This window comes from Curtobacterium sp. 'Ferrero', assembly GCF_002412165.1.
Lineage (GTDB): Bacteria > Actinomycetota > Actinomycetes > Actinomycetales > Microbacteriaceae > Curtobacterium.
This window is the reverse complement of sequence record NZ_NXIA01000014.1, coordinates 89182-111220: the sequence shown is the minus strand read 5'-3', so window position 1 is coordinate 111220 and position 22039 is coordinate 89182. Positions and strand designations below refer to the sequence as shown.

Genomic DNA, 22039 nt, shown 5'->3' with positions numbered 1-22039 from the left:
GCGACAGAACTGTGCCGCGTGCGCGCGCTGAACTGTCGCTTTCGCGGGAGCGACACCGAGATCTGTCGCTTTCCGAGACCGGACGGACTGGAGGCACGGTGCCAGCTGGCACCGTGCCTCCCGTCCGTCGTGTGGTCGGATCGTCAGTCGGCGAGGATTTGCAGGAGGTCCTTGCGGAGCTGGTCCACCCGGTCCGTCGCCGCGGTGATCTGCTCGTCCGTCGCCGTCGTCCGGTACATGTGCAGGACGCCCATGGTCTTCCGGAGCGACTCGACGAAGGCGCGCTGGGCGTCCGGCATGCCGGGCGCCTCGAACGCGGCCGCGATCTCGTCCGCCTTCGCCTCCGCCTCGGCCCTGCCGGCGTCGGTGAGCTCGAAGAGCGTCTTCCGACCGTCGCCCGTCGAGACGACGAGGTCCTCGTCCACGAGCTGCTGGAGCGTCGGGTAGACCGAGCCCGGGCTCGGCTTCCAGGCGCCACCGGTGCGCTCGGCGATCGTCTTGATCACGGCGTACCCGTTCTGCGGGCCCTCGGCGAGGAGGCCGAGGATCGCGAGGCGGACGTCGCCGCGGCGTCGGCGCTCGCGGCCGCCGAACCCGGGACCGCCGAACCCGGGGCCGAAGCCCGGTCCGCCGAACCCGGGGCCGAAGCCGCGGCCGGGGCCGAAGCCGCGGCCGGGGCCGAAGCCGCCGCGCTGGTGGTCGCCGCGGTCGCGTCCGGGGAAGCCGGCGCCGTGGTGGTGGCGCGGGCCGCCGAAGCGGGGACCGCGCGGGTGCTGGTGCTGCTGGGGGTTCATGTCGTCGAAGCGCATGAGGTGTCCTTCCGTCGTGGTGAGTCGGCTCGCGATCCGGTCTGACCGATCGGCCTTCGTCGTATCGCGATGTAGTGACGATAGATCGGTAACTATCGGTCTGTCAAGCGCTTTTGCCGCTCGGGCCGTTGTCGGTGGTCGCGGGCAGGATGGGACGGACCATGACGGACGTCCTCGAGCGTTTCTCCCCCGCGACCGCGGAGTGGTTCCGCGGTGCCTTCGCCGCGCCGACCCCGGCCCAGACCGGGGCGTGGGACGCCATCTCGACCGGACAGCACGCGCTCGTCATCGCGCCGACCGGGTCGGGCAAGACGCTCGCATCGTTCCTGTGGTCGATCGACCGGCTCATCAGCGCCGACGATCGGCCACCCGCCAAGCAACGGACCCGCGTGCTCTACGTGTCCCCGCTCAAGGCGCTCGGCGTGGACGTCGAGCGGAACCTCCGCAGCCCGCTCGTCGGCATCACCCAGACGGCCAGGCGGCTCGGCACCGAACCGCCCGAGGTCACGGTCGGCGTCCGCAGCGGAGACACCCCGTCGTCCGACCGGCAGCGGCTCCTGCGGCAGCCTCCGGACATCCTCATCACGACGCCCGAGTCGCTGTACCTCATGCTCACCTCGCGCGCGCGGGAGACGCTCGTCAACGTCGACACCGTCATCGTGGACGAGGTGCACGCGGTGGCCTCGACCAAGCGCGGCGCACACCTCGCCGTTTCGCTCGAACGCCTCGACGACCTGCTCGAGCAGCCGGTGCAGCGCATCGGGCTGTCGGCGACGGTCCGCCCGCCGGAGGAGGTCGCGCGGTTCCTCGGCGGTCGGGCTCCCGTCACGATCATCGCACCCCCCGCGCAGAAGACGTTCGACCTGCGGGTCGTGGTGCCGGTCGACGACATGGCCGAGCTCGGGGCGCCGCCGGTCGGGGCCGACGCCACCGAGGCGCCGTCGAACGGGTCGATCTGGCCGCACGTCGAGGAACGCGTGGTCGACCTGGTCGAGGAGCACCGGTCGACCATCGTCTTCGCCAACTCCCGACGGCTGGCGGAGCGCCTGACCGCGCGGTTGAACGAGATCCACGAGGAGCGAGTGCTCGCCGCCTCGGGGGCCGGCGAGCCGGTGGCCGCCGGGGTCGGCGCACCGGTGACGCAGTCGCCGGGCCGCGCGTCCGCCCACGCGCCCGTCGCCCAGCCGAAGCGGCCGCCGGCCGACGTCATCGGCGCGTCCGGGCAGACCGGCGGGGGCGGGTCCGACGCCAGCGTCCCGGTGCTCGCGCGGGCACACCACGGCTCGGTGTCGAAGGACCAGCGGGCCATCATCGAGGACGACCTGAAGTCCGGACGGCTCCGTTGCGTCGTCGCCACGAGCTCGCTCGAACTCGGCATCGACATGGGCGAGGTCGACCTCGTCGTGCAGGTCGAGGCGCCGCCGTCGGTCGCGAGCGGCCTGCAGCGGGTCGGTCGCGCCGGACACCAGGTCGGCGAGGTCTCCCGCGGGGTCCTGTTCCCGAAGCACCGTGCGGACCTGGTGAACAGCGCGGTGACCGTGGAACGGATGGTCCGCGGCGAGATCGAGTCGATCGGGGTGCCCGCGAACCCGCTCGACGTCCTGGCGCAGCAGACCGTCGCGGCGGGAGCGGTCGACACCCTGGACGTCGAGCACTGGTTCGAGCTGGTGCGGCGGAGCGCGCCGTTCAGCGGGCTGCCGCGCTCGGCGTTCGAGGCGACGCTCGACCTCGTGACCGGCCGGTACCCCAGCGACGAGTTCGCCGAGCTCCGGCCGCGCCTGGTCTGGGACCGGGTGCACGGCACGCTGACGGGTCGGCCGGGTGCGCAGCGCTTGGCCGTGACGAGCGGCGGCACGATCCCCGACCGCGGCATGTTCGGCGTGTTCATGGTCGGCGAACGTGCGTCCCGGGTCGGTGAACTCGACGAGGAGATGGTCTACGAGTCCCGGGTCGGCGACGTCTTCGCACTCGGCGCGACCAGTTGGCGCATCGAGGAGATCACGCACGACCGGGTCCTCGTCAGCCCGGCGTTCGGCCAGCCGGGACGGGTGCCGTTCTGGAAGGGGGACGGACTGGGCCGGCCGGCCGAGCTGGGCCGCGCCACCGGGGCGTTCGTGCGTGAGGTCGACGCCGCCTCCGACGAGGACGCCCGCGCGCGCGTCGCCGAGGGCGGGCTCGACGACCGCGCCGTGACGAACCTGCTCACGTTCCTCCGCGACCAGCGAGCGGCCACCGGCGCCGTGCCGAACGACACGACGCTCGTCGTCGAGCGGTTCCGCGACGAGCTCGGCGACTGGCGTCTCGTCATGCACTCCCCCTACGGCATGCAGGTGCACGCGCCGTGGGCCCTCGCGGTCGGTGCCCGACTCCGGGAGCGACACGGGATCGACGGCGATGCGATGGCGGCCGACGACGGCATCGTGGTCCGGATCCCGGAGACCGACGCCGAGCCGCCCGGAGCCGACCTGTTCGTCTTCGAGCGCGACGAGCTCGAGGTGCTCGTGACGGACGAGGTCGGTGGATCGGCCCTGTTCGCGGCACGGTTCCGCGAGTGCGCGGCACGGGCCCTCCTGCTGCCGCGGAGGAACCCCGGACAGCGTTCGCCCCTCTGGCAGCAGCGCCAGCGTGCGTCGCAGCTGCTCGAGGTGGCGCAGAAGTACCCGACGTTCCCGATCGTGCTCGAGACCGTGCGCGAGGTCCTGCAGGACGTCTACGACGTACCGGCCCTGCTCGGGATCGCCGACGACATCGCCGGGCGGCGGATCCGGCTGGTGGAGAGCGAGACCGAGCAGCCGTCGCCGTTCGCACGGTCACTCCTGTTCGGCTACGTCGCGGCGTTCATGTACGAGGGCGACTCGCCGCTCGCGGAGCGCCGGGCGGCGGCACTCTCCCTCGACTCCACCCTGCTCGGGGAGCTCCTCGGACGGGCCGAGCTCCGGGAGCTGCTCGACCCGGCCGTCATCGCCTCGGTCGAACAGGACCTCCAGCGCCGTTCGCCCGACCGCCGGGCCCGGGACGCCGAGGGGATCGTCGACGTGCTGCGGCTGGTCGGCGCGCTCGACCTCGCCGAGGTCACGGCACGGAGTTGGGCGGCCGACACGGGCGACGAGGCAGCGGTCGCCGCCGCCCTGCAGGCGCTCGAACGCGATCGTCGGGTGCTGTCGTTCACGCACGCCGGCGAGACCCGTTGGGCGGTCATCGAGGACGCCTCGCGCCTCCGCGACGCCCTCGGGGTACCGCTGCCGATCGGTGTCCCCACCGCCTTCGTCGAGCCGGTCGCGGACCCGCTGGGCGACCTCGTCGGTCGGTACGCCCGGTCGCACGGGCCGTTCTCCGCACAGGAGGCCGCCGCCCGGTTGGGGCTCGGCATCGCGGTCGTGCAGGACACGCTCCGGCGTCTCGTCGCGGACCGCCGGGTCGTCGAGGGCGAGTTCCGTCCGGACCGGCAGGGCGCCGAGTGGTGCGACGCGGAGGTGCTGCGCCGCATCCGGACCAAGTCGCTCGCGGCGCTCCGGCACGAGGTCGAGCCGGTGGCCCCGGATGCACTCGCCCGGTTCCTGCCCGTCTGGCAGCACGTGCACACTCCCGGCACCCGGGGCGGACTCCGCGGCGTGGACGGTGTGCTGCAGGTGCTCGACCAGCTCGCCGGGGTGGCGATCCCGGCGAGCGCGTGGGAGTCCCTCGTCCTGCCGTCCCGCGTGACCGACTACGCCCCGTCGATGCTCGACGAGCTCACCGCCACCGGGGAGGTCCTGTGGTCCGGGGCCGGGAACCTGCCTGGCAACGACGGCTGGGTGCGCTTCCACCTGGCCGAGACCGCGGACACCACGCTGGCGGAGCCGTCGGGCGAGGAGACCACCGCACTGCAGCGGGACGTGCTCGGGGCGTTGGCGGGCGGCGGCGCGTACTTCTTCCGGCAGCTCGCGCAGGCCGTCGGCAGCACCGACGACCAGGAGTTGGCGACCGCCCTGTGGGATCTCGTCTGGGCGGGGCAGATCACGAACGACACGCTCGCGCCACTGCGGTCGATGCTCGGGGGCAAGGCGAAGAGCACGAGCGCGCCCCGGACCCGCGCCTACCGGGGACGACGTCGGCCGACCCTGCCGACGCAGTCCGGGCCGCCGACCGTCGGCGGGCGCTGGTCGATCCTGCCGCTCGCCCAGTCGGACGCCACCGTCCGGGCGGCGGCGACGGCCGAACAGCTCCTCGAGCGGTACGGCGTCGTGACCAGGGGTGCTGTGCAGGTCGAGGGCGTTCGCGGCGGGTTCGCCGGCGTGTACCGCGTGCTCGCCCGCTTCGAGGAGACCGGTCGGGCCCGGCGCGGGTACTTCGTCGAGGGGCTCGGTGCGGCGCAGTTCGCCACCGGTCCGACCGTCGACCGACTCCGCACGTTCGCCCGCGACCTGGACGACGACGAGCGCGGTGACCCGGAGCGGCACCGGCAGGCGATCACGCTCGCGGCGACCGATCCGGCGAACCCGTTCGGGGCCGCGCTGCCGTGGCCGAGCGAGGACACCGCGGACGACGGTGACGAGACCGTCACGGCGAAGACTCGCGGACACCGCCCCGGACGCAAGGCGGGCGCGCTCGTCGTGCTCGTCGACGGCGCGCTCGCGGTCTACGTCGAGCGGGGCGGCAAGTCGGTGCTGACCTTCACCGACGACGCCGCCGACCTGACCGCTGCAGCCGAGTCGATCGCAGCGACCGTCCGCCGCGGGCTCGGGAAGCTCTCCGTGGAGCGCGTCGACGGGGGCTTCGTGCTCGAGTCCCCGCTCGGGTCGGCCCTCCGCGACGCCGGGTTCACGGCGACGCCCCAGGGAGTACGACTCCGTGCCTGAGGGAGACACCGTCTACCGCGCCGCACACCGGCTGCACGCGGCGCTGGCGGGCAAGGAGCTGACGCGGAGCGACTTCCGGGTGCCGGCCTTCGCCACGCTCGACCTGGTCGGGCGCACCGTCGACGAGGTGGTCCCCCGGGGCAAGCACCTGCTCCACCGGATCGGCGACCTGACGGTGCACTCACACCTGAAGATGGAGGGTCGGTGGGACGTCTACGCCCCGGGCGAGCGCTGGCGACGGCCCGCGCACCAGGCCCGGGTCGTCCTCGACGCAGCCGACGTGTCGACGGTCGGGTTCACCCTCGGCATCCTCGAGGTCGTGCCGCGCGAAGAGGAGCCGGAGGTCGTCGGGTACCTGGGTCCCGACCTCCTCGGCGCCGACTGGGACGCGGACCAGGCGCTGGCGAACCTCCTCCGAGACCCCGAGCGCCCGGTCGGCCTCGCCCTGCTCGACCAGCGGGTGCTCGCGGGACTCGGGAACGTCTACCGTGCCGAGCTCTGCTTCCTCCGAGGTGCGCTGCCGACCCGTCCCGTGGGGCAGGTGGCGGACCCGGCGCGCATGATCACGATGGCGAGCCGACTGATCACGGCGAACCGGGACCGCAACGCGCGGGTGACCACCGGGGTCGACCGTCCCGGGCGTCGGCTCTGGGTGTACGGACGTGCGGGGAAGCCGTGTCTGCGGTGCGGCACGCCGATCCGGCGCGGGGAGCTGGGCGAGTCCGAACTCACGCTGCGGGACACCTACTGGTGCCCGCGGTGCCAGACCTGACCCGGCGGACGCGTCCCGGTGCCGCCGCAGGTTCAGCGGTTCGCGGCGTTGATGAGGCACCCGGCCACGGCCTTCGCAGCGTCGGAGTCGTCGCTGCAGGTGCTGGGCACGGCTGACGCGCTGGCGTCGTCGCTCGAGACCGATGCGCGGGCCTCGTCGTTGACGGGCGCGAGCGGACCGTCGAAGTCCTCCTCGGTCGGGTCGGCCGTGGTCGCCCAGACGGTCACGTCATCGGTCTTCGGATCGTCCTTGACGTTCGGGACGATCGACGCCGCGAGGTACCACCCGCCGTCGCCACGCTGGACGCTCGCGAAGTCGGTGTCGTCCTGCTTCCCGACGGCCGCGTCGATGGCGTCGACGGCCGACTTCGCAGCCACCGGGCAGGTCTGCCGGGCCGGGTCGTCGGTGGCGGGTCCCTTGCCGACCGGCTTGCCGTTCTGCGCGCCGCCGTCCTGGCAGGCGGTCAGGAGCAGGGCGACGGAGGCGACGCCGACGAGCACGGCAGCGGTCTTGGTGCGGGATGACATGGCCCGGACGGTGAGCGGGCGCCGGTGGGGTCGCGTCCGGGACGGTCCGGAGAGCGCGGTCAGGCCGGAGCGTGCAGGTGGCGTGCCGCCGTGCTCCGGACGGCGTCGGTGACCCGGTCCAGCAGCGGCGACGCGAGGTTCCACCGCTGCCACCACAGCGCGACGTCGGCGCGGCGCCCGGGGACGAGTTCCACGAGCTCGCCACGGGCGATGGCGTCGGTGCACTGGGCCTCGGGGAGCAGCCCCCAGCCGAAGCCGAGTCCGACCGCCCGTGCGAAGTCCGCCGACGTCGGGACGAAGTGCCGCGGTCCCCGTGGAGCGTGGCCGAGCACACGGCGGAGGTAACCCTGCTGGAGGTCGTCGTCCCGGTCGTAGTCGACGAGTGGGACCCGGTCGAGGCGGGCGAGCAGCCGCCGTTCGCTGTCCGAGCTCGGGTCGACGTCGGGCAGGTAGCGCGTCAGGAACGACGGCGATGCCACCGCCCGGTAGCGGTCGACGCCGAGGGCGACCGACGTACAGCCCTGGACCGGGTCCGCCTCGGCGGTGACCGCCGCGGTGACCGTTCCGGCGCGGAGGAGTTCGGCGGTGCGGTCCTGGTCCTCGCGGTGGAGGTCGAACACGACCTCGGTGTCGACCCGCACGAGGGCGAGGGCGTCCAGGAACCAGGTCCCGAGCGAGTCCGCGTTGACCGCCAACGCGATGGTCGGCACCGACCCGGCGTCGGCGCCGAGCGCCTGGGTGGTCTCGTCGTCGAGCAGTCGGGCCTGCCGCGCGTGGCGCAGGAGGACCGCGCCGGCAGTGGTCGGGACCACGGGGGTGGATCGCTGCACGAGGACCCGACCCACCTGCTGCTCCATCGCCTTGACGCGCTGCGACACTGCGGACGGCGTGATCGACAGCGCGCGCGCCGCGGCGTCGAAGGTGCCGTGGTCGACCACTGCGAGGAGGGTCTCGAGGTGTGCACGCTGGAAGCGCATGCAGTCCAGCTTACGGTGCTGCAGAAACGTGAACTGGGCTTCACTGGGGGTCGCCCGTAGGGTCGATGCCGTGCTCCTCCCACTCCTCGCCGGCCTCGGCACCGGACTCGCGCTCATCGTGGCGATCGGTGCGCAGAACGCGTACCTGCTACGCCTCGCCGTGTCGGCGTCCGGTCGTGTGGTGGTAGTGGCTGTGCTGGTCTGTGCGGCGTCCGACGCCGTGCTCATCCTCGCCGGGGTGCTCGGCGTGGGCGCGGTCGTGGAGCGGTTCCCGGTCGCGCTGGTGGTGGTCCGGTTCGTCGGGGCCGCGTTCCTCGTGACCTACGGCGTGCTCGCGGCGCGACGTGCGCTTCGGCCGACCGATGAGGCCCTGCGTCCCGACGACGCGGGCTCCGACACGGTGACGGCCGACGGCGCCGCCCGGTCCGCGCGCGACACGGTCGCACCCCCGAAGGAACGGTGCGCCCCGTCGCTTCGGGGCGCGCTGTCCGCGCGGGGGCGCGACGACACAGCGGCCGCAGGCACTGCGGCAGCAGACACGGCGGCAGCAGGCACGGCGGCCGCAGGCAACGCGGCCACGGCGGCCCCGCCCGCACAGCCGACCACGCTGCCCACGCGGGCGGAGCGGACGAGGCGCACCGTGCCTCCCGGGCGGCCGGCGACCATGCGCACGGCCGTGGCGACCATGCTCGTCCTCACCTGGGCGAACCCCCACGTCTACCTCGACACGCTGGTGTTCCTCGGCTCGGTGGCGAACCAGCAGGGCCCCGTGGAGCGGTGGCCGTGGACGGTGGGGGCGATCCTCGCGAGCTGCACCTGGTTCGGCGCGGTCGGCTTCGGCGGACAGCTGCTCCGGCCGCTCTTCGCCAAGCCGCTCACCTGGCGGGTGTTCGACGGCCTCGTGGCCGTCGTGATGCTCGGCTTCGGCATCGCGCTCGTCGTCGGAGCGTGACGCTGCGCGGCGCGGGGCGGCGCGGGGCGGCGCGCACCGCGGAACGGACACAGCACCGCGCAGGTGCTCGGTGCTGTGTCCGGAACCTGGTTCCGCGGGAGGTCGCGCCCTACTGCAGGCCCTGCCCCACCCGGCTGTGCCGACGGCTGTACCCGAAGTAGATGACGAAGCCGATCGCGAGCCAGATGACGAACCGCAGCCACGTCTCGACCTCGAGGTTGAGCATCAGCCAGAAGCACAGCACCGCGGAGAGGATCGGCACCACCGGCGACCACGGCACCCGGAAGGCACGCGGGGCGTCCGGACGCGACCGGCGGAGCACCACGATGCCGACCGACACGAGCACGAACGCCGAGAGCGTGCCGATGTTGATCATGCCCTCGAGCTTCTCCACCGGCGTGAACCCGGCGAGGAACGCGACGACGATGCCGGCGACCACCTGCACACGGACCGGGGTCTGCGTCTTCGGGTTGGTCTGCGAGAACCACCGCGGCAGGAGGCCGTCGCGGCTCATCGAGAAGACGATGCGGGACAGGCCGAGGAGCAGCACCATGACGACCGTGGTGAGGCCGATCAGCGAGCCGATCGCGATGATGCCGGCGGCCCACGGCAGGCCGACGATCGAGAACGCCGAGGCCAGGGACGGCGCGTCCTCCTGCGCGAGCCGCTGGTACGAGACCATGCCGGTGATGACGACGGAGACGGCGACGTAGAGCACGGTCACGATGCCGAGTCCGAGGAAGATGCCGCGCGGCAGGGTCTTCTGCGGGTTCTCGGTCTCCTCGGCGCTCGTCGCGACGACGTCGAACCCGATGAACGCGAAGAACACCAGCGACGCGGCGGCGAGGAGCCCGAAGACGCCGTACTGCGCCGGCGCCGCGCCCGTGGCGAACGACACGAGGGACTGCGTCCAGACGCTGCCGTCGGCACCCTTCGCCGGGGCGGCCGGCGGGATGAACGGCGTGAAGTTCGCGGCCTTGACGAAGAACGCGCCGGCGACGATGACGAAGACGACGATCGCGACCTTGATGACCGTGATCACCGCCGAGACCCGCGAGGACAGCCGCGTCCCGAAGGCGAGCAGCACCGTGAACACGGCCACGATGAGGACCGGACCCCAGGCGAAGCCGATCGGGCCGAGCGCGATCGAGCTCGGCAGCTGCACGCCGAACACGTCGAACGCCGTGCTCAGGTAGATGCCCCAGTACTTCGCGATCACCGCACTGGCGGTCAGGGTCTCGAGGATCAGGTCCCAGCCGACGATCCAGGCGAGCAGCTCGCCCATCGTCGCGTAGGTGAAGGTGTACGCGGAACCGGCGACGGGGATCGTCGACGCGAACTCGGCGTAGCACATGATGGCCAGGCCGCAGGTGACCGCCGCGAGGACGAACGACAGGATGACGCTCGGCCCGGCGAAGTTCGCGGCGGCGTTCGCGCCCACGGAGAAGATGCCGGCACCGACCGCGACGGCGATCCCCATCGCGGCGATGTCGAATGTCTTGAGCGACCGCTTGAGGGAGCGGCCCTGCTCTTCCGAGTCGGCGAGGCTCGCCTCGATCGACTTGACACGGAGCGGTGTTGCCATGGGGTGGTTCCCGTCATCGGCTGGCGGTGGACCCCGTGAGGGTACTGGTGTACCACCCCGACACGCAAACATGGTGTACCAGTGCGGTCACCGTGACGGCCGGGAGGCGCGGTGTGCGCCCGGCAGGCGGCGGGCCGTGCGCGGGTGGTTGCGTCGTGTTGGGGGGCCGGCGCGGGGCGCAGCCAGCGCGGGGCGAGGCCGGCGCGGGGCGAGGCCGGCGCGTCCGCGTCAGGCCGCACGCGCGGCGAGGCCGGCGCGTTCGCGTCAGGCCGCGCGAGTCCAGTCGCGCAGGAACCGCGCGCCCGCCTCGTCGTGGACGACCCCGTCCGGCGCGGTGAGCACCGGGTACGGCGTCGCGGGGACCCCGTCGGCCGGCCGGACGTCGACGTGCGCGACGTCGTGGCCGTTCGCGTGCAGCCAGTCCGCCATCGCGTAGTCGCTCCGCGAATCGCCCATGGTCCGCCACGTCACCGGGAGCTCGCCGTCGACAGCGAGGAGCTCGAGCGACCGCTCGGCCCCGAGGTCCTTCCCGCTGCGGTCCGACTCGACGTCGGTGGAGATGATGGTCGGGTCGATGCGCCACGCGACACTGCCGTCCGCTGCCGGTCGGACGTCGTCGAGCCGGCGCACCCCGAGGCCCCGGCGGACGAGCGCCGCCATCGCCTGCGCGTCGAAGCCCGGCTGCCGCTCGAGGTAGGTGATGTTCGGAACCTCGACCCGCTGCTCGATCGAGACCATCGCGCGCTTCGTCTCGTCGAAGAACACCAGGTCGGCGTACTCGGCACGGACCAGCTCCCGCATCTCGTCGGCGTAGTCGCGGGGCAGGGCGAGGTCCTCCGCGACGGTCAGCTCGCCCGTGCCGTCCGGGTACTGCGGCCCGATCGAGCACCACACCGCACCCTTCTCGCACACCGCGTGCACCCGGGTGCCCTCCGCCAGGCCGGCCGCGAGCAGGGGGCCGACGACCTCGGAGCGGATGAAGGCGTCGCTGCGACCGGTGTTGAAGACGATCGGGATCCCCTCGGCTGCGAGGGCGACGAGGTCCTCGACGATGCTCGGGATCGCGATGGTGCGGGTGAGCGGGCTGGCGATGGGACCGTCGACGTCGAGCAGGAGTCCGAGGCGGGGTTGGGTCACTCCACCATCATCGCAGGCCCGTGAACCGCTCCAGGGCGGCGCGGACGGCCTCGGGCTCCGGCCGGTGCCACTGTCCCGGCAGCTCGACGTACGTCGCACCCGGCACCGCCTCGCCCAGCGCCCGGGCGGCCCGGCGCATGAACTCTGGGCCGTCGTCGCCGGAGGCCACGAGCACCGGGACCCCGACGGCGGCCGCGACCCGCTCGGGGATCACCAGGCCGTTCAGCACGCGGACGTCCCGGGAGAGCACGTGCGCCTCGGCGAGCAGGCCGGACCAGGCCGCGGGTCGGAGCCGCAGCAGCGCGATCTGCCCCATCGGGACGCCGAGCACGTGGGCGAGGAACGCCCGGACGGTCTGCGAGCGCCGTCCGGCTGCGACGTGCTCGTCGAGCATGTCGGCGAAGACCACGTCGTCGACGTGGTGCTCGACGCTCGCGCGGAAGGGCGGCTCGTACAGCACCGCGCCCGTGGTCGGGACGCCGGCCGCGAGGCCGTGCAGCACGAGCCCGGCGCCGACGCAGTAGCCGTAGATCCAGGCGGGCCCGTCCACGGCGTCGATCACCGCTCGGAGGTCCTCGACCTCGCGCTCGATCGACCACGGCAGGGTGTCGCCGGAGGCCCCGCGGCCGCGGCGGTCGTAGGTGACGACCCGGTAGCGCTCCGCGAGCACCGCGACGAGCCGAGTGAGGTACGGGGTGCCGCGGTGGTCGAACGCTCCGCCGACGAGGACGAGCGCGGGGCCGTCCCCGGTCTCGGAGACCGCGAGCTCGGTGCCGTCCGCGGAGACCACCGTCCGGTCGGACGCGTGGGGCGGGCGGCTCACGTGCATGGCTCCTCGAGTTCGGCGACGGCACGGCACCGGTCGTCGGCGCTGCGCGTGGTCCTCGGGATGGACCGTGCGGGGTGGATGCCACGAGCATGGCAGTCCGTTCAGGCCGCGTCATCACCCGCAACCAGGGGGAGGACAGCCCGACCGCCCCCACCCGGGTGACTCAGACCAGCGCCGTCGTCCCGACCGACTCCCGCTCGAGCAGGGACCGCTTCACGTCGAGGCCCCACGCGAAACCGCCGAGCGTCCCGTCCGACCGCAGCACCCGGTGACACGGGACGAACAGTGCCGGGGCGTTCCGTGCGCACACGCTGGCGGCGGCGCGCACGGCATCCGGCCGACCCATGGCGGCCGCGAACTCCGTGTAGGTCAGGACCGCGCCCGCCGGGATCCGCCGCAGCTGCCGCCACCCCTCCTCGAACAGGGCGGTGCCGGTCTGGCGCACCGGGACCTGCATCGCATGCTCGGCCTCGCCCGCGTAGAAGGCGTCGACCGCATCGGCTGCGGAGACCCGGCCGTCGACGAGGCGCTCCGGCCGGTGCCGTGCCGCGAGCCGCCCGAGAATCCGTTCGGCGGAGTCGGTCCACCCGGAGGCGAGCACGCGCCCGTCCGGGTCCTCGAGCACCGTGAAGGCGCCGTCGGGGGTGTCGAGTGTCTGGATGATCGCGTCGGTCATGGTCGGTCCTTCCGGGCGGCGGTGGCCGCCGTGGTCATGTGGCTGACGCCGGCCGTCGCCATCGCGCGGTCGACGATCGGTCGCCAGCAGTGCATCGTCAGGTAGCTCCGCCACGGGGCCACCTGCTCCGACCGTAGGGAGAGCTCGCGCACGGCACCGGGCAAGCCGAGTTCCTGTGCACCGTTGCGCACGGCGAGGTCGCTGTGGAGGAAGAGGTCGGGGTGGTGCCGCACGCGGAGCGCCACGTAGTCGGCGGTCCACGGGCCGATGCCCTTCACGGCGAGGAGCCCGGCACGGAGTTCCTGCACCGACTGGCCGGCGTCGACGACGAGCGACCCGTCGGCGAGCGCTGCGGCGACGCGGAGGATCGTGTCCACGCGGGCGGCCGGACCGCGGAGGACGGACCCGCCCTGTGCGGCGATGACGTCGGCCGACGGGAAGAGCCGTCCGCCGGGGAGCACTGACTCCGGCGCCACCGCCCCCAGCGCCGCGACGAGCCGGGTCTGCGCGGTCCGGGCCGCCGCGACCGAGACCTGCTGGCCGATGAGCGTCCGGAACACGACCTCGTGGGGGTCGACCGCGCCGGGGAGCCGGATCCCGGGGACCCGCTCGACCGCCGGAGCGAGTTCGGAGAGGGTCGCGAGGACCGAGTCGACCGCCGTCGGGTCGGCGTCGAGGTCGAAGAGCGCGCGGACGCGCGCGACCAGCGTGGGGAGGTCCGACAGGTCCTCGACCCGCACCTGCAGGTCGATCCCGACCGCGCGCCCACCGGCGGCCGTCGCGCGGAACCAGCCCGTGCCTCCCGGCAGGGACACCAGCCGTCCGTACGCCGTGACCCGGCCGTCGGGGCCGACGTCCACCTGCTCGGTGCCGGCCAGCGCGTGGAGCGCGTGCCACTCGAGGAGACCCTGCGCGTCGAACGGCGCCCGGGCGGGCAGATGGACGTGCAGGGCGCCGTCCGCGACCGGCCGGAGGGTGCGTCGTGCCCGCAGCTCGGACGGGGTGACGGCGAACACCTCGCGCACGGTGTCGTTGAACTGGCGGACGCTGGAGAACCCGGCCGCGAAGGCGACGTCGGCGATCGGCAGGTCCGACGAGGTCAGCAGTGTCCGCGCCGTCTGGGCGCGGTGCGCCCGGCTGAGCGCCTTCGGTCCGGCGCCGAGCTCCGCCGTCATGATGCGGCCGAGCTGGCGCTCGGAGTACCCGACACGGGCGGCCAGCCCGGGGACGCCGTCGCGTTCGACGACCCCGTCGAGGACGAGGCGCATGGCGCGTCCGGCGACGTCCTCGCGGAGGTCCCACTCGGGGCTGCCGGGCGTCGCCTCCGGCAGGCAGCGCTTGCACGCGCGGAAGCCGGCGAGGTGCGCGGCGGCGCTCGTCCGGTAGAACGTGACACCGGACTCGCGCGGCGTGCGCGCCGGGCACGAGGGGCGGCAGTAGATGCCGGTGGAGTGCACGGCGGTGACGAACTGGCCGTCGAACCGCGCGTCGCGTGAGGCGACGACGCGGTACCGCTCGGCGTGCAGCGGGTCGGCTGCGGTGGTGGACATGGGTCCAGCGTCGCACGGCTCACCGACATCGACTGGCGGGAATCGGACACGGCAGTAACGGTCGGGAGGCGCGGCTAGCGTTGGTCCCATGACCTCCGCCGACGACCCGGTCGCGCCCGACGGGCTGCCCTGCCGGACCGACGTCGTGGTGGGCCTGCTGCTCGCGTCGCCCCGGCACCGGTACGAGGGACGCCCGGCCGACGGTGCGCTGCCCGCGGACCAGTCGTCGCCCGAGCTGCGGGACCACGTCGAGCTGCGGGCCGGCCTCGGGATCGTGGGCGACCGCTACTTCGCCGCCCGGGCACACGTGCACGCGAGCGTGACGGTGGTGGGCCTCGAGGGGCTCGAGGCCGTCGGCCGGGCGCTCGGGACGGACCTCGACGTCGCGGCGACCCGGCGGAACGTGTTCCTCCGCGGCGCCGACGTCGAGGCGCTCCGGGGCCAGCCGTTCGCGCTCGACTCCGGGCAGGGGGTGGTGCGCTTCCGCGGCTACCGTCCGGCGAACCCGTGCGCGTGGATGGACCACGAGGTCGCGCCCGGGGCGTTCCGGGCGATGCGGGGGCGGGCGGGGGTCCGGTGCGACCCGGAGTCCGACGGGGTGCTCTCCGTCGGCCCCGCGACGCTGTGGACCGCCGCGCCCGTCCCGCTGCGGGCTACGCCGACGCGGTGAGGGCGTGCTCGATCGCGTCGACGAACGCGGGCAGGTCGTCCGGGTTGCGCGAGGTGATCAGGCCGCCGTCGACCTGGACCTCCTGGTCGACCCACTCGCCGCCGGCGTTCCGGACGTCGGTCTGCAGCGACGGGAACGACGTGATCGTCTTGCCGGACACCACACCCGCCTCGATCAGGGTCCACGGGCCGTGGCAGATCGCGGCGACGGGCTTGCCGGCCTCCGCGAACGCCGTGACCAACGCGACCGCGTCGGCATCCTGGCGGATGGTGTCCGCGTTGATGGTGCCGCCGGGGACGACCAGGGCGTCGTAGTTCCCGGCTCCGCTGACACTGCCGATGGTGGTGTCGGTGTCGACCGACTTGCCCGGGTCCTTGTCGCCGACGAGGGTCTGGATGGGGCCGGACTCTTGACCGGCGACCGTCACGTCCGCGCCGCGCTCACGCAGCTGGTCGGTGGGGACGACGATCTCGTCCTGCTCCACGCCGTAGTTCGTCGCGATGACGAGGATCTTCTTGCCGTCGAGGGCTGCCATGGTGACTCCTTCCGCGGCCCGGTGGTTCCGGCCGCCGGGGTCCACGGTCGTCGGGCGGTGCTGGACGCGCTCGCAGTCGGCAGTCGTTCCCCAGCTGCGGGCGGGGATGCTCAGCCGCGGATGCGGAAAGCGGACCCCTCGCGCTCGACCGTCAGCCCGGTGTACCCCGCGATGCGCGGCAGCCCGGCGGTGACCGACGCCTCGAGGTCGCCGACCACGACGGTCGTCGCCCCGGAGGCGAGGGCGGCCTCGACGCCGGCGGGCGCGTCCTCGAAGGCCAGGCACTGCTCGGCCGGCACCCCGAGGAGCGCGGCCCCGCGGAGGTAGCCCTCGGGGTGCGGCTTGCTGCGCTCGGCGTCCTCGGACGGCACGAGCGCCTCGGGGACGGGCACCCCGGCCGCGGTCATGCGCTCGACCGCGAGCTCGCGCGGCGCACTCGTCACGAGGGCCACGGGCGCGCCGAGGTCGAGCAGCCGCTGGACGAACGCGCCGGCGCCGGGGACCTCGACGATGCCGTCGACGTAGCCGATCTCGGCTGCGATCATCGCGTCGACGATGTCGCGCTGCTCGTCCTCGGGCAGGTCGGGCAGGAAGCGTCGGACGGTGTCGATCGTCTGGCGTCCGTGGGAGAAGGCGAGGATCTCGACGGGGTCGATCCCGTGCGTGGCGCCGAACCGGCTCCACGCCTCCTCGACGACCGCGGTGGAGTCGACGAGCGTCCCGTCCATGTCGAACAGGACCCCGGACACCACGACGTCGATCACACCTCCGACCCTACCGGCGGGTCCCGAGGGAGCGAGCAGTGCGTCAGGCGCGCACGTACCGTGTCAGGAGCACACCATCGGCGCCGAGCAGGACGTGTGCGGGACGCATGCGCCGCAGCTCGGGCGACGCCCCGGTCGCGATCCGCGGACCCTGCCCGCCCTCGAGCGTCGGGTCGACCGTCAACGTCAGCTCGTCGACCAGGTCCTCCGCGATGAGCGCCCCGAAGAACGACGGCCCGCCCTCGCAGTGGATGCGGTCGAGCCCGCGGTCGCCGAGGGCCCGCACGACCGCGGCCACGTCGACGGTGTCGTCCCCGCACGTGACGACGTCGGCGACCTCGGCGAGCGCTCGGCCCCGCTCGGACGCGGCGCCGGAGGCCGAGGTCAGCACGACGGGTCGCACGGGCGCCTCGGTGAACACGCGCGACGACGCATCGAGCCCCGCGGAGCCGGTGACGATCGCGAACACCGGGTGGTCGGGCTTCCCGTGCGCTCGGCGCCACGCCACGTCGGCGTCGTGCAGGACCATCGGCCCGTACTCCTCGTCACGGACGGTGCCCGCGGCCACGAGGACGACGTCGGCAGTCCGCCGCAGCAGGTCGAACACGCGGAGGTCGTCGTCGCCGCCGAGGTCCGCCGTCCGACCACCGGCCGAGGCCGAGCCGTCGAGCGTCGTGACGAAGTTCACGCGGAGCCAGGGACCGTCGGGGACGCCGTCGGCGTAGAGCGCGAGCAGGTCCTCGTCGGAGCGGTCGGCGACGGACGGGGGCAGGACGTTCACGTGTTGTGCCGCGCTTCCACGGGTTCGCGCCAGCCGAGGACCGCCTCGACCATGCGCATCGCGTCGACGCTCTCCACGACGTCGTGCATCCGGACGATCCGGGCGCCGAGCATCGCGCTGACGGTGGCGGCGGCCAGCGAGCCCGGCAGCCGCTCGCCACGGGGCCGTCCGAGCGACTCCCCCACGAAGTCCTTGTTCGACACGGCCGCGAGCACCGGGTACCCGAGCGCGACGACCTCGGGCAGCCGGCGCGTCAGTTCGAGGGTGTGCACGGTGTTCTTGTTGAGGTCGTGTCCGGGGTCGACGATGATCCGCGACTCCGGGATGCCCGCGGCGAGCGCCCGGTCGACCCGCTCCTGCAGGAAGTCCACGACCTCGCGGCCGATGTCGTCGTAGTGCGGCGGCTCGGGCAGGTGCTGCCGGGGCGGGGCGGTCGAGTGCGTGATGACGATCGTGGCGTCCGAGTCCGCGACGACGGAGGCCATCCGCGGGTCGGACAGGCCGGTGGTGTCGTTGACCACGCTCGCGCCGGCGGCGATCGTGGCCGCGGCGACCTCGGGGCGGAACGTGTCGACCGAGATGACCACGTCGGACTCCTGCGCGAGCTGCGCCACGACCGGCAGGACCCGGTCGAGCTCGTCGGCGGCGGACAGCTCCGGGCCCGGGGCGAACTTCACGCCGCCGATGTCGACCCAGTCGGCGCCCTGCTCGGCGGCGCGCACGGCGGCCGCGACCGCCCGGTCGAGCGCGAAGGTCGCACCCTGGTCGTGGAACGAGTCCGGCGTGCGGTTGACGATCGCCATCACGGCGATCCGGCGGTCGAAGTCGAAGGAGCGTCGACCGATGGTGCGCACCGGGTCGCGCAGGTCCGGGACGACCCAGCCGGGTCCGGCGACGTCGCCCTGGAGGCGCTGGTCGCGCTGCTCGGTCGTCATGCGCCCGCCCCGTGGTCGGCTCCGGCAGCGGGTCCCCCGGCGGTGCCGACGCCCGCGCCGATGAGCGCGATCGCCTCGGCCCGTCCGACGGGTTCGGCGAGGGATCCGGTCGCGGCGACCGTCACGGTGGTCGAGCCCGTCTGCCGCTCGCCCCGGGTCGTGACGCACTGGTGCTGGGCGTCGAGCACGACGAGCACCCCGGTGGCGTCGAGCCCCTCGGCGATCGTGGCCGCGACCTGCTCGCCGAGCCGCTCCTGCAGCTGCGGGCGGGAGGCCACGGCGTCCAGCACGCGGGACAGGGTGCCGAGCCCGATCAGCTGGTCGCCCGGCACGTAGGCGAGGTGCGCGACCCCGATGAATGGCAGGAGGTGGTGCTCGCACATCGAGCGGAACTTCACGTCGCGGACGACGACGAGCTGCCCGCGGTCCCCCTCCTCGGCGTGCACGACCCCGGCGTGTGCGATCGCGACGGCGTCCGTGCCGATGCCCGAGAAGAACTCCGCGTACGAGTCGGCCACGCGACCGGGTGTCCTGGCGAGCTCGGGCCGGTCGGGGTCGTCCCCCACCGCGAGGAGGAGCTCGCGCACGGCCGCCTCGATGCGCGCGCGGTCCAGACGTTCGTTCACGTGCTTCATCCAACACCGTCCCTGGCCGCAGAACGCGAGCACGCACCCGGGTGACGTACCCCGTCGACGCGATCCGGGCCTCCCGTCCGGCACCGCTGCGCGCCGACGGCGCGACGCGCCGGGCTCCCAGCGTTCTGTAAACTCGTCCGGTGAGCGCCCAGCAGACCGACACGCCGCCCCGGAACGCCCTCGCGTCCGGCCTCGACCGCTTCTTCTCGATCACGAGCCGCGGGTCGACGATCCCCCGAGAGATCCGTGGTGGTCTCGTCTCCTTCGTCACGATGGCCTACATCGTCATCCTCAACCCGCTCATCCTCGGCGGGTTCAGCGCCGACCAGGCTGCCAAGGACGTCACCGGCGGCTGGCTCGAGAACGCCCAGGTCGCCGCGGCCACCGGGCTCGTCGCCGGCCTCATGACCATCGCGATGGGACTCATCGCGAACCTGCCGTTCGGCATCGCCGCTGGTCTCGGCATCAACTCGTTCCTCGCGGTCAGCGTCGTGAAGCAGGTCACGTGGGCGGAGGCGATGGGCCTCGTCGTCATCAACGGCATCATCATCGTGCTGCTCGCGCTGACGGGCATCCGGACGATGATCTTCACGGCCGTGCCCGCGCAGCTCAAGGCGGCGATCACGGTCGGCATCGGCCTGTTCATCGCGTTCATCGGGCTCGTCGACTCCGGGTTCGTCCGGTCGTCGGGTCTCGCGTCGCCGCCGCTGCAGCTCGGTGAGGACGGCTCCGTCGGGGCGCTGCCGACGATCGTGTTCCTCATCGGCCTCGTCATCATCGGCACGCTCATGGCCCGCCGGGTCAAGGGTGCACTGCTGATCGGCATCGTGGCGACGACGATCATCGCGATCATCCTGCAGGCGATCTTCCACGTGCCGACCTCGGTCGACTCGAAGACCGGCTGGAACCTCAACGCCCCCGGCCTGCCGTCGGCGCTCTTCGCCGTGCCGGACCTGTCCCTCGTCGGCCACTTCGACTTCGGCGCGTTCAGCCGCATCGGCCCGCTCGCCGCGTCGATGCTCGTCTTCACGCTCGTCTTCACGAACTTCTTCGACGCCATGGGCACGATGACCGGTCTGGCCAAGGCCGCCGGCGTCGCGCACCCCGACGGCACGTTCCCCCGGCTGAAGTCGGCGCTCGTCGTCGAGGGTGTCGGTGCCATCGCGGGCGGTGGCGCCTCGGTGTCGTCGAACACGGTCTTCATCGACTCGGCCTCCGGCATCGGCGAGGGGGCCAGGACCGGCATGGCGTCGGTCGTGACGGGCGTGCTCTTCCTGCTCTCGATGTTCCTCACGCCGCTGACGCAGGTCGTCCCGCTCGAGGTCGCGGCCGCCGGACTCGTCGTCGTCGGCGCGCTCATGGTGTCGCAGGTCGCGGACATCTCGTGGACCGACTTCGGCTCCGCACTGCCCGCGTTCCTGACGATCGTCGTGATGCCGCTGACCTACTCGATCGCGAACGGCATCGGCGCCGGCTTCATCAGCTGGGTGCTCATCAAGCTGCTGTCCGGCCGTGGCCGCGAGGTCTCGTGGCTGCTCTACGTGGTCGCCGCGGGCTTCCTGCTGTACTTCGCGCGCGGGCCGCTGGAGGCGCTGCTCGGCGTCGGGTGACGCGGGGGCGCGGGGGGGCGCGAGCTCCCGGCCGGACTGTTCCGCGAAAGCGACAGTTTCCTGCGATCCGATCGCAGGAAACTGTCGCTTTCGCGTTCCGGCCGGCCGGCTGCCCGGGAGGCGCGGCCTCAGTCCGGCAGGTCGCTCGGCCTGGCCTCGTGGTGGCGCCGGCCCTGCGTGCGCCGGTCCTCCTTCATGCCCGCCTCGTACAGGTGCCGCTTCCCGCCGACGAGCTCGTCGCGGGCAGTCTTCTCGAGTTCCTTGGCGAGCGCGTAGTAGCCGTCGTCGTAGTCCTCCATGATCTGGAAGGTCCACCGGCCGGCGATGACGTTCCGCCCGACGAGCTCGGTGTCGATACGGTCCGCGAGCTCGGTGTGGCCGGCCTTCCGCAGCTGCTCGACGGCCTCGCCGAGGTTCAGGTCGGCCATGCCCGTCAGGCGGTGGAAGCCGTAGAGCAGCCCGCGCGCGTGTTCGATGACCTCGACCGCCGCGGACAGCGTGCCGAGTGCCTCGACGGTCGCCTCGGACACCCCCTTCGGTACCTGGTGCGCGGTGTCTGGGCCCTGGTCGTCGTCTTGCTCGTCCGTCATGCGTCTCGTCTACCGGAGGGGTGCTGCGGCCGCTCCGAGGTCTGGCGTCCCCCGGCGTTCACTTCGTCGCGTTCGGATGGTGCGTGTGGACGTCGAGCAGGTGAACGGTGCGCATCTCCTCATCGACGGTGAACCAGACCCGAGCCCCGCGACGGAGTTCGATCTGTCGCCTGGTCCATTCCCGACCACTGTGCGTGACCCTGCCGAGCTCGCCGCGGAGGGCATGGCACGCGAGGTCCTCGGTCAGCGGATCGACCGTCAACCGGTCCCATGCTGCGGCCACAGCATTCCGCTGCGTGGCGACGAGGTCGCGCCAGCCGGTCTCGGCAGGGCGGGTCAGGAACACGATCGAGTACTCCGTCGTGCGGACCGGACGGGGGACGGTGGTGCGCCGCGCCACGGATCAGGGACGCTCGACGGGGACGGGGGCCTCGAACGACTCGGCCTCGGAGCGGTGCCAGCCGGCGGCGATCGCCTCGGCCGAGTTGCGCCAGGCTTGCATCTCGAGCAGGAGCGCACGCGGCTGGCGCAGAGAGAACGATCCCCGTGCGACCTCGACGATCTCCTTGGCGAACCGCACCTGGTCGTCCCGGCTGAGGAGGGTGAGCCACGGGTACGGGATCGCCAGCCGTTCGTGCAGCGGCAGCGTTTCGTTCACGGTGACGGCCGCGATCAACTGTGCGGCGATGTCGAGGACCGCTTCGTCATCGTCGGAACGTTCCTTCGTGGTGAGCACCAGCGGCTTGCCGTCCCGCCTGGTCACCTCGAGCGGCTCCTGTTCCGCCGCGGCGAAGACCTCCTTCGCATGTCGCGACAGGTCGGAGGACTGGACGGACCGTCTGCGGACGGGAGGCGCGATCGTCATGG

At 73.1% G+C, this 22039-nt stretch carries 21 protein-coding genes; 5 read left to right on the top strand and 16 right to left on the bottom strand.

The genetic code is table 11. The features are described from left to right. Positions 1–143: 143 nt before the first annotated feature. Complete coding sequence (locus tag Csp2054_RS12975; protein ID WP_255252739.1) at positions 144–809, bottom strand: PadR family transcriptional regulator; 666 nt, start codon at positions 807–809, stop codon at positions 144–146. A 161-nt stretch (positions 810–970) separates the two neighbouring features. Between Csp2054_RS12975 and Csp2054_RS12970 the strand changes: the two genes are divergently transcribed. Both Csp2054_RS12970 and Csp2054_RS12965 read left to right on the top strand, forming a co-directional pair. Beyond that, positions 971–5647: an ATP-dependent helicase gene (locus Csp2054_RS12970; RefSeq protein WP_096899732.1), complete on the top strand. Its 4677-nt coding sequence runs from the start codon at positions 971–973 to the stop codon at positions 5645–5647. Next, positions 5640–6419 (top strand): DNA-formamidopyrimidine glycosylase family protein, encoded by a 780-nt coding sequence (locus Csp2054_RS12965; protein ID WP_096899730.1) that lies wholly within the window; start codon positions 5640–5642, stop codon positions 6417–6419. The genes Csp2054_RS12970 and Csp2054_RS12965 overlap by 8 nt, the downstream gene beginning before the upstream one ends. A 32-nt stretch (positions 6420–6451) precedes the next feature. Here the strand turns inward: Csp2054_RS12965 and Csp2054_RS12960 are convergent, their stop codons facing one another. Both Csp2054_RS12960 and Csp2054_RS12955 read right to left on the bottom strand, forming a co-directional pair. Further along, positions 6452–6946, bottom strand: a complete 495-nt coding sequence (locus Csp2054_RS12960; protein WP_096899728.1) for a hypothetical protein — start codon at positions 6944–6946, stop codon at positions 6452–6454. A gap of 59 nt (positions 6947–7005) precedes the next feature. Then, positions 7006–7923, bottom strand: a complete 918-nt coding sequence (locus Csp2054_RS12955) for a LysR family transcriptional regulator ArgP (protein ID WP_096899726.1) — start codon at positions 7921–7923, stop codon at positions 7006–7008. 70 nt (positions 7924–7993) lie between these two features. Between Csp2054_RS12955 and Csp2054_RS12950 the strand changes: the two genes are divergently transcribed. Next, a complete protein-coding gene (locus Csp2054_RS12950) occupies positions 7994–8875 on the top strand; it encodes a LysE/ArgO family amino acid transporter (RefSeq protein ID WP_255252738.1) in 882 nt (293 codons plus the stop codon). 109 nt (positions 8876–8984) lie between these two features. Here the strand turns inward: Csp2054_RS12950 and Csp2054_RS12945 are convergent, their stop codons facing one another. The 5 genes from Csp2054_RS12945 to Csp2054_RS12925 form a co-directional block, all read right to left on the bottom strand. Further along, positions 8985–10460, bottom strand: coding sequence for an APC family permease (locus tag Csp2054_RS12945; RefSeq protein WP_096899723.1), 1476 nt, complete (start codon positions 10458–10460; stop codon positions 8985–8987). A gap of 264 nt (positions 10461–10724) precedes the next feature. Continuing rightward, positions 10725–11597, bottom strand: coding sequence for a hypothetical protein (locus Csp2054_RS12940; RefSeq protein WP_096899722.1), 873 nt, complete (start codon positions 11595–11597; stop codon positions 10725–10727). A 7-nt stretch (positions 11598–11604) separates the two neighbouring features. Further along, positions 11605–12420, bottom strand: a complete 816-nt coding sequence (locus Csp2054_RS12935) for an alpha/beta fold hydrolase (RefSeq protein WP_176491696.1) — start codon at positions 12418–12420, stop codon at positions 11605–11607. A gap of 169 nt (positions 12421–12589) precedes the next feature. Continuing rightward, positions 12590–13102 carry a methylated-DNA--[protein]-cysteine S-methyltransferase gene (locus Csp2054_RS12930; RefSeq protein ID WP_096899720.1) on the bottom strand — a complete coding sequence of 171 codons (513 nt, stop codon included), beginning with the start codon at positions 13100–13102 and terminating at the stop codon, positions 12590–12592. Then, positions 13099–14652, bottom strand: a complete 1554-nt coding sequence (locus tag Csp2054_RS12925) for a DNA-3-methyladenine glycosylase 2 family protein (protein WP_096899719.1) — start codon at positions 14650–14652, stop codon at positions 13099–13101. The genes Csp2054_RS12930 and Csp2054_RS12925 overlap by 4 nt, the downstream gene beginning before the upstream one ends. A gap of 88 nt (positions 14653–14740) precedes the next feature. Here Csp2054_RS12925 and Csp2054_RS12920 point away from each other — a divergent pair, with 88 nt between their 5' ends. Beyond that, on the top strand, positions 14741–15322 hold the full coding sequence (locus Csp2054_RS12920; protein WP_176491695.1) for a molybdenum cofactor biosysynthesis protein: 582 nt from the start codon (positions 14741–14743) through the stop codon (positions 15320–15322). Here the strand turns inward: Csp2054_RS12920 and Csp2054_RS12915 are convergent. The 5 genes from Csp2054_RS12915 to folE all read right to left on the bottom strand — a co-directional run bounded on the left by Csp2054_RS12915 (position 15306) and on the right by folE (position 18963). Next, on the bottom strand, positions 15306–15857 hold the full coding sequence (locus Csp2054_RS12915; protein ID WP_096899718.1) for a type 1 glutamine amidotransferase domain-containing protein: 552 nt from the start codon (positions 15855–15857) through the stop codon (positions 15306–15308). The genes Csp2054_RS12920 and Csp2054_RS12915 overlap by 17 nt on opposite strands. A 110-nt stretch (positions 15858–15967) precedes the next feature. Further along, positions 15968–16621: an HAD-IA family hydrolase gene (locus Csp2054_RS12910; RefSeq protein WP_096899717.1), complete on the bottom strand. Its 654-nt coding sequence runs from the start codon at positions 16619–16621 to the stop codon at positions 15968–15970. A gap of 43 nt (positions 16622–16664) precedes the next feature. Further along, entirely contained in the window at positions 16665–17402 is a 738-nt protein-coding gene (locus Csp2054_RS12905; RefSeq protein ID WP_096899716.1) for a pyrimidine reductase family protein, read from the bottom strand. Beyond that, positions 17399–18337, bottom strand: coding sequence for a dihydropteroate synthase (gene folP / locus Csp2054_RS12900; RefSeq protein WP_096899715.1), 939 nt, complete (start codon positions 18335–18337; stop codon positions 17399–17401). Before folP ends, Csp2054_RS12905 begins: the two co-directional genes overlap by 4 nt. After that, positions 18334–18963 carry a GTP cyclohydrolase I gene (gene folE, locus Csp2054_RS12895; protein ID WP_255252737.1) on the bottom strand — a complete coding sequence of 210 codons (630 nt, stop codon included), beginning with the start codon at positions 18961–18963 and terminating at the stop codon, positions 18334–18336. The genes folP and folE overlap by 4 nt, the downstream gene beginning before the upstream one ends. A gap of 149 nt (positions 18964–19112) precedes the next feature. On the opposite strand from folE, the gene Csp2054_RS12890 reads away from it, so the two are divergent. Further along, complete coding sequence (locus Csp2054_RS12890) at positions 19113–20582, top strand: NCS2 family permease (protein WP_096899713.1); 1470 nt, start codon at positions 19113–19115, stop codon at positions 20580–20582. 128 nt (positions 20583–20710) lie between these two features. Here Csp2054_RS12890 and Csp2054_RS12885 read toward each other — a convergent pair whose 3' ends face one another. Genes Csp2054_RS12885 through Csp2054_RS12875 form a run of 3 tightly spaced genes read right to left on the bottom strand, consistent with a single transcriptional unit; the run spans position 20711 to position 22037 of the window. After that, complete coding sequence (locus tag Csp2054_RS12885; RefSeq protein WP_096899712.1) at positions 20711–21172, bottom strand: hypothetical protein; 462 nt, start codon at positions 21170–21172, stop codon at positions 20711–20713. Positions 21173–21230: 58 nt separating this feature from the next. Further along, complete coding sequence (locus tag Csp2054_RS12880) at positions 21231–21518, bottom strand: hypothetical protein (RefSeq protein ID WP_255252736.1); 288 nt, start codon at positions 21516–21518, stop codon at positions 21231–21233. A gap of 57 nt (positions 21519–21575) precedes the next feature. Then, on the bottom strand, positions 21576–22037 hold the full coding sequence (locus tag Csp2054_RS12875; protein WP_096899710.1) for a prevent-host-death protein: 462 nt from the start codon (positions 22035–22037) through the stop codon (positions 21576–21578). Positions 22038–22039 lie beyond the last annotated feature (2 nt).

Coding starts and splice junctions, on each gene's coding strand:
- Csp2054_RS12975 (WP_255252739.1), bottom strand. CDS start 809: ATGCGCTTCGACGACATGAACCCCCAGCAGCACCAGCACCCGCGCGGT.
- Csp2054_RS12970 (WP_096899732.1), top strand. CDS start 971: ATGACGGACGTCCTCGAGCGTTTCTCCCCCGCGACCGCGGAGTGGTTC.
- Csp2054_RS12960 (WP_096899728.1), bottom strand. CDS start 6,946: ATGTCATCCCGCACCAAGACCGCTGCCGTGCTCGTCGGCGTCGCCTCC.
- Csp2054_RS12955 (WP_096899726.1), bottom strand. CDS start 7,923: ATGCGCTTCCAGCGTGCACACCTCGAGACCCTCCTCGCAGTGGTCGAC.
- Csp2054_RS12945 (WP_096899723.1), bottom strand. CDS start 10,460: ATGGCAACACCGCTCCGTGTCAAGTCGATCGAGGCGAGCCTCGCCGAC.
- Csp2054_RS12930 (WP_096899720.1), bottom strand. CDS start 13,102: ATGACCGACGCGATCATCCAGACACTCGACACCCCCGACGGCGCCTTC.
- Csp2054_RS12925 (WP_096899719.1), bottom strand. CDS start 14,652: ATGTCCACCACCGCAGCCGACCCGCTGCACGCCGAGCGGTACCGCGTC.
- Csp2054_RS12920 (WP_176491695.1), top strand. CDS start 14,741: ATGACCTCCGCCGACGACCCGGTCGCGCCCGACGGGCTGCCCTGCCGG.
- Csp2054_RS12915 (WP_096899718.1), bottom strand. CDS start 15,857: ATGGCAGCCCTCGACGGCAAGAAGATCCTCGTCATCGCGACGAACTAC.
- folP (WP_096899715.1), bottom strand. CDS start 18,337: ATGACGACCGAGCAGCGCGACCAGCGCCTCCAGGGCGACGTCGCCGGA.
- Csp2054_RS12885 (WP_096899712.1), bottom strand. CDS start 21,172: ATGACGGACGAGCAAGACGACGACCAGGGCCCAGACACCGCGCACCAG.
- Csp2054_RS12875 (WP_096899710.1), bottom strand. CDS start 22,037: ATGACGATCGCGCCTCCCGTCCGCAGACGGTCCGTCCAGTCCTCCGAC.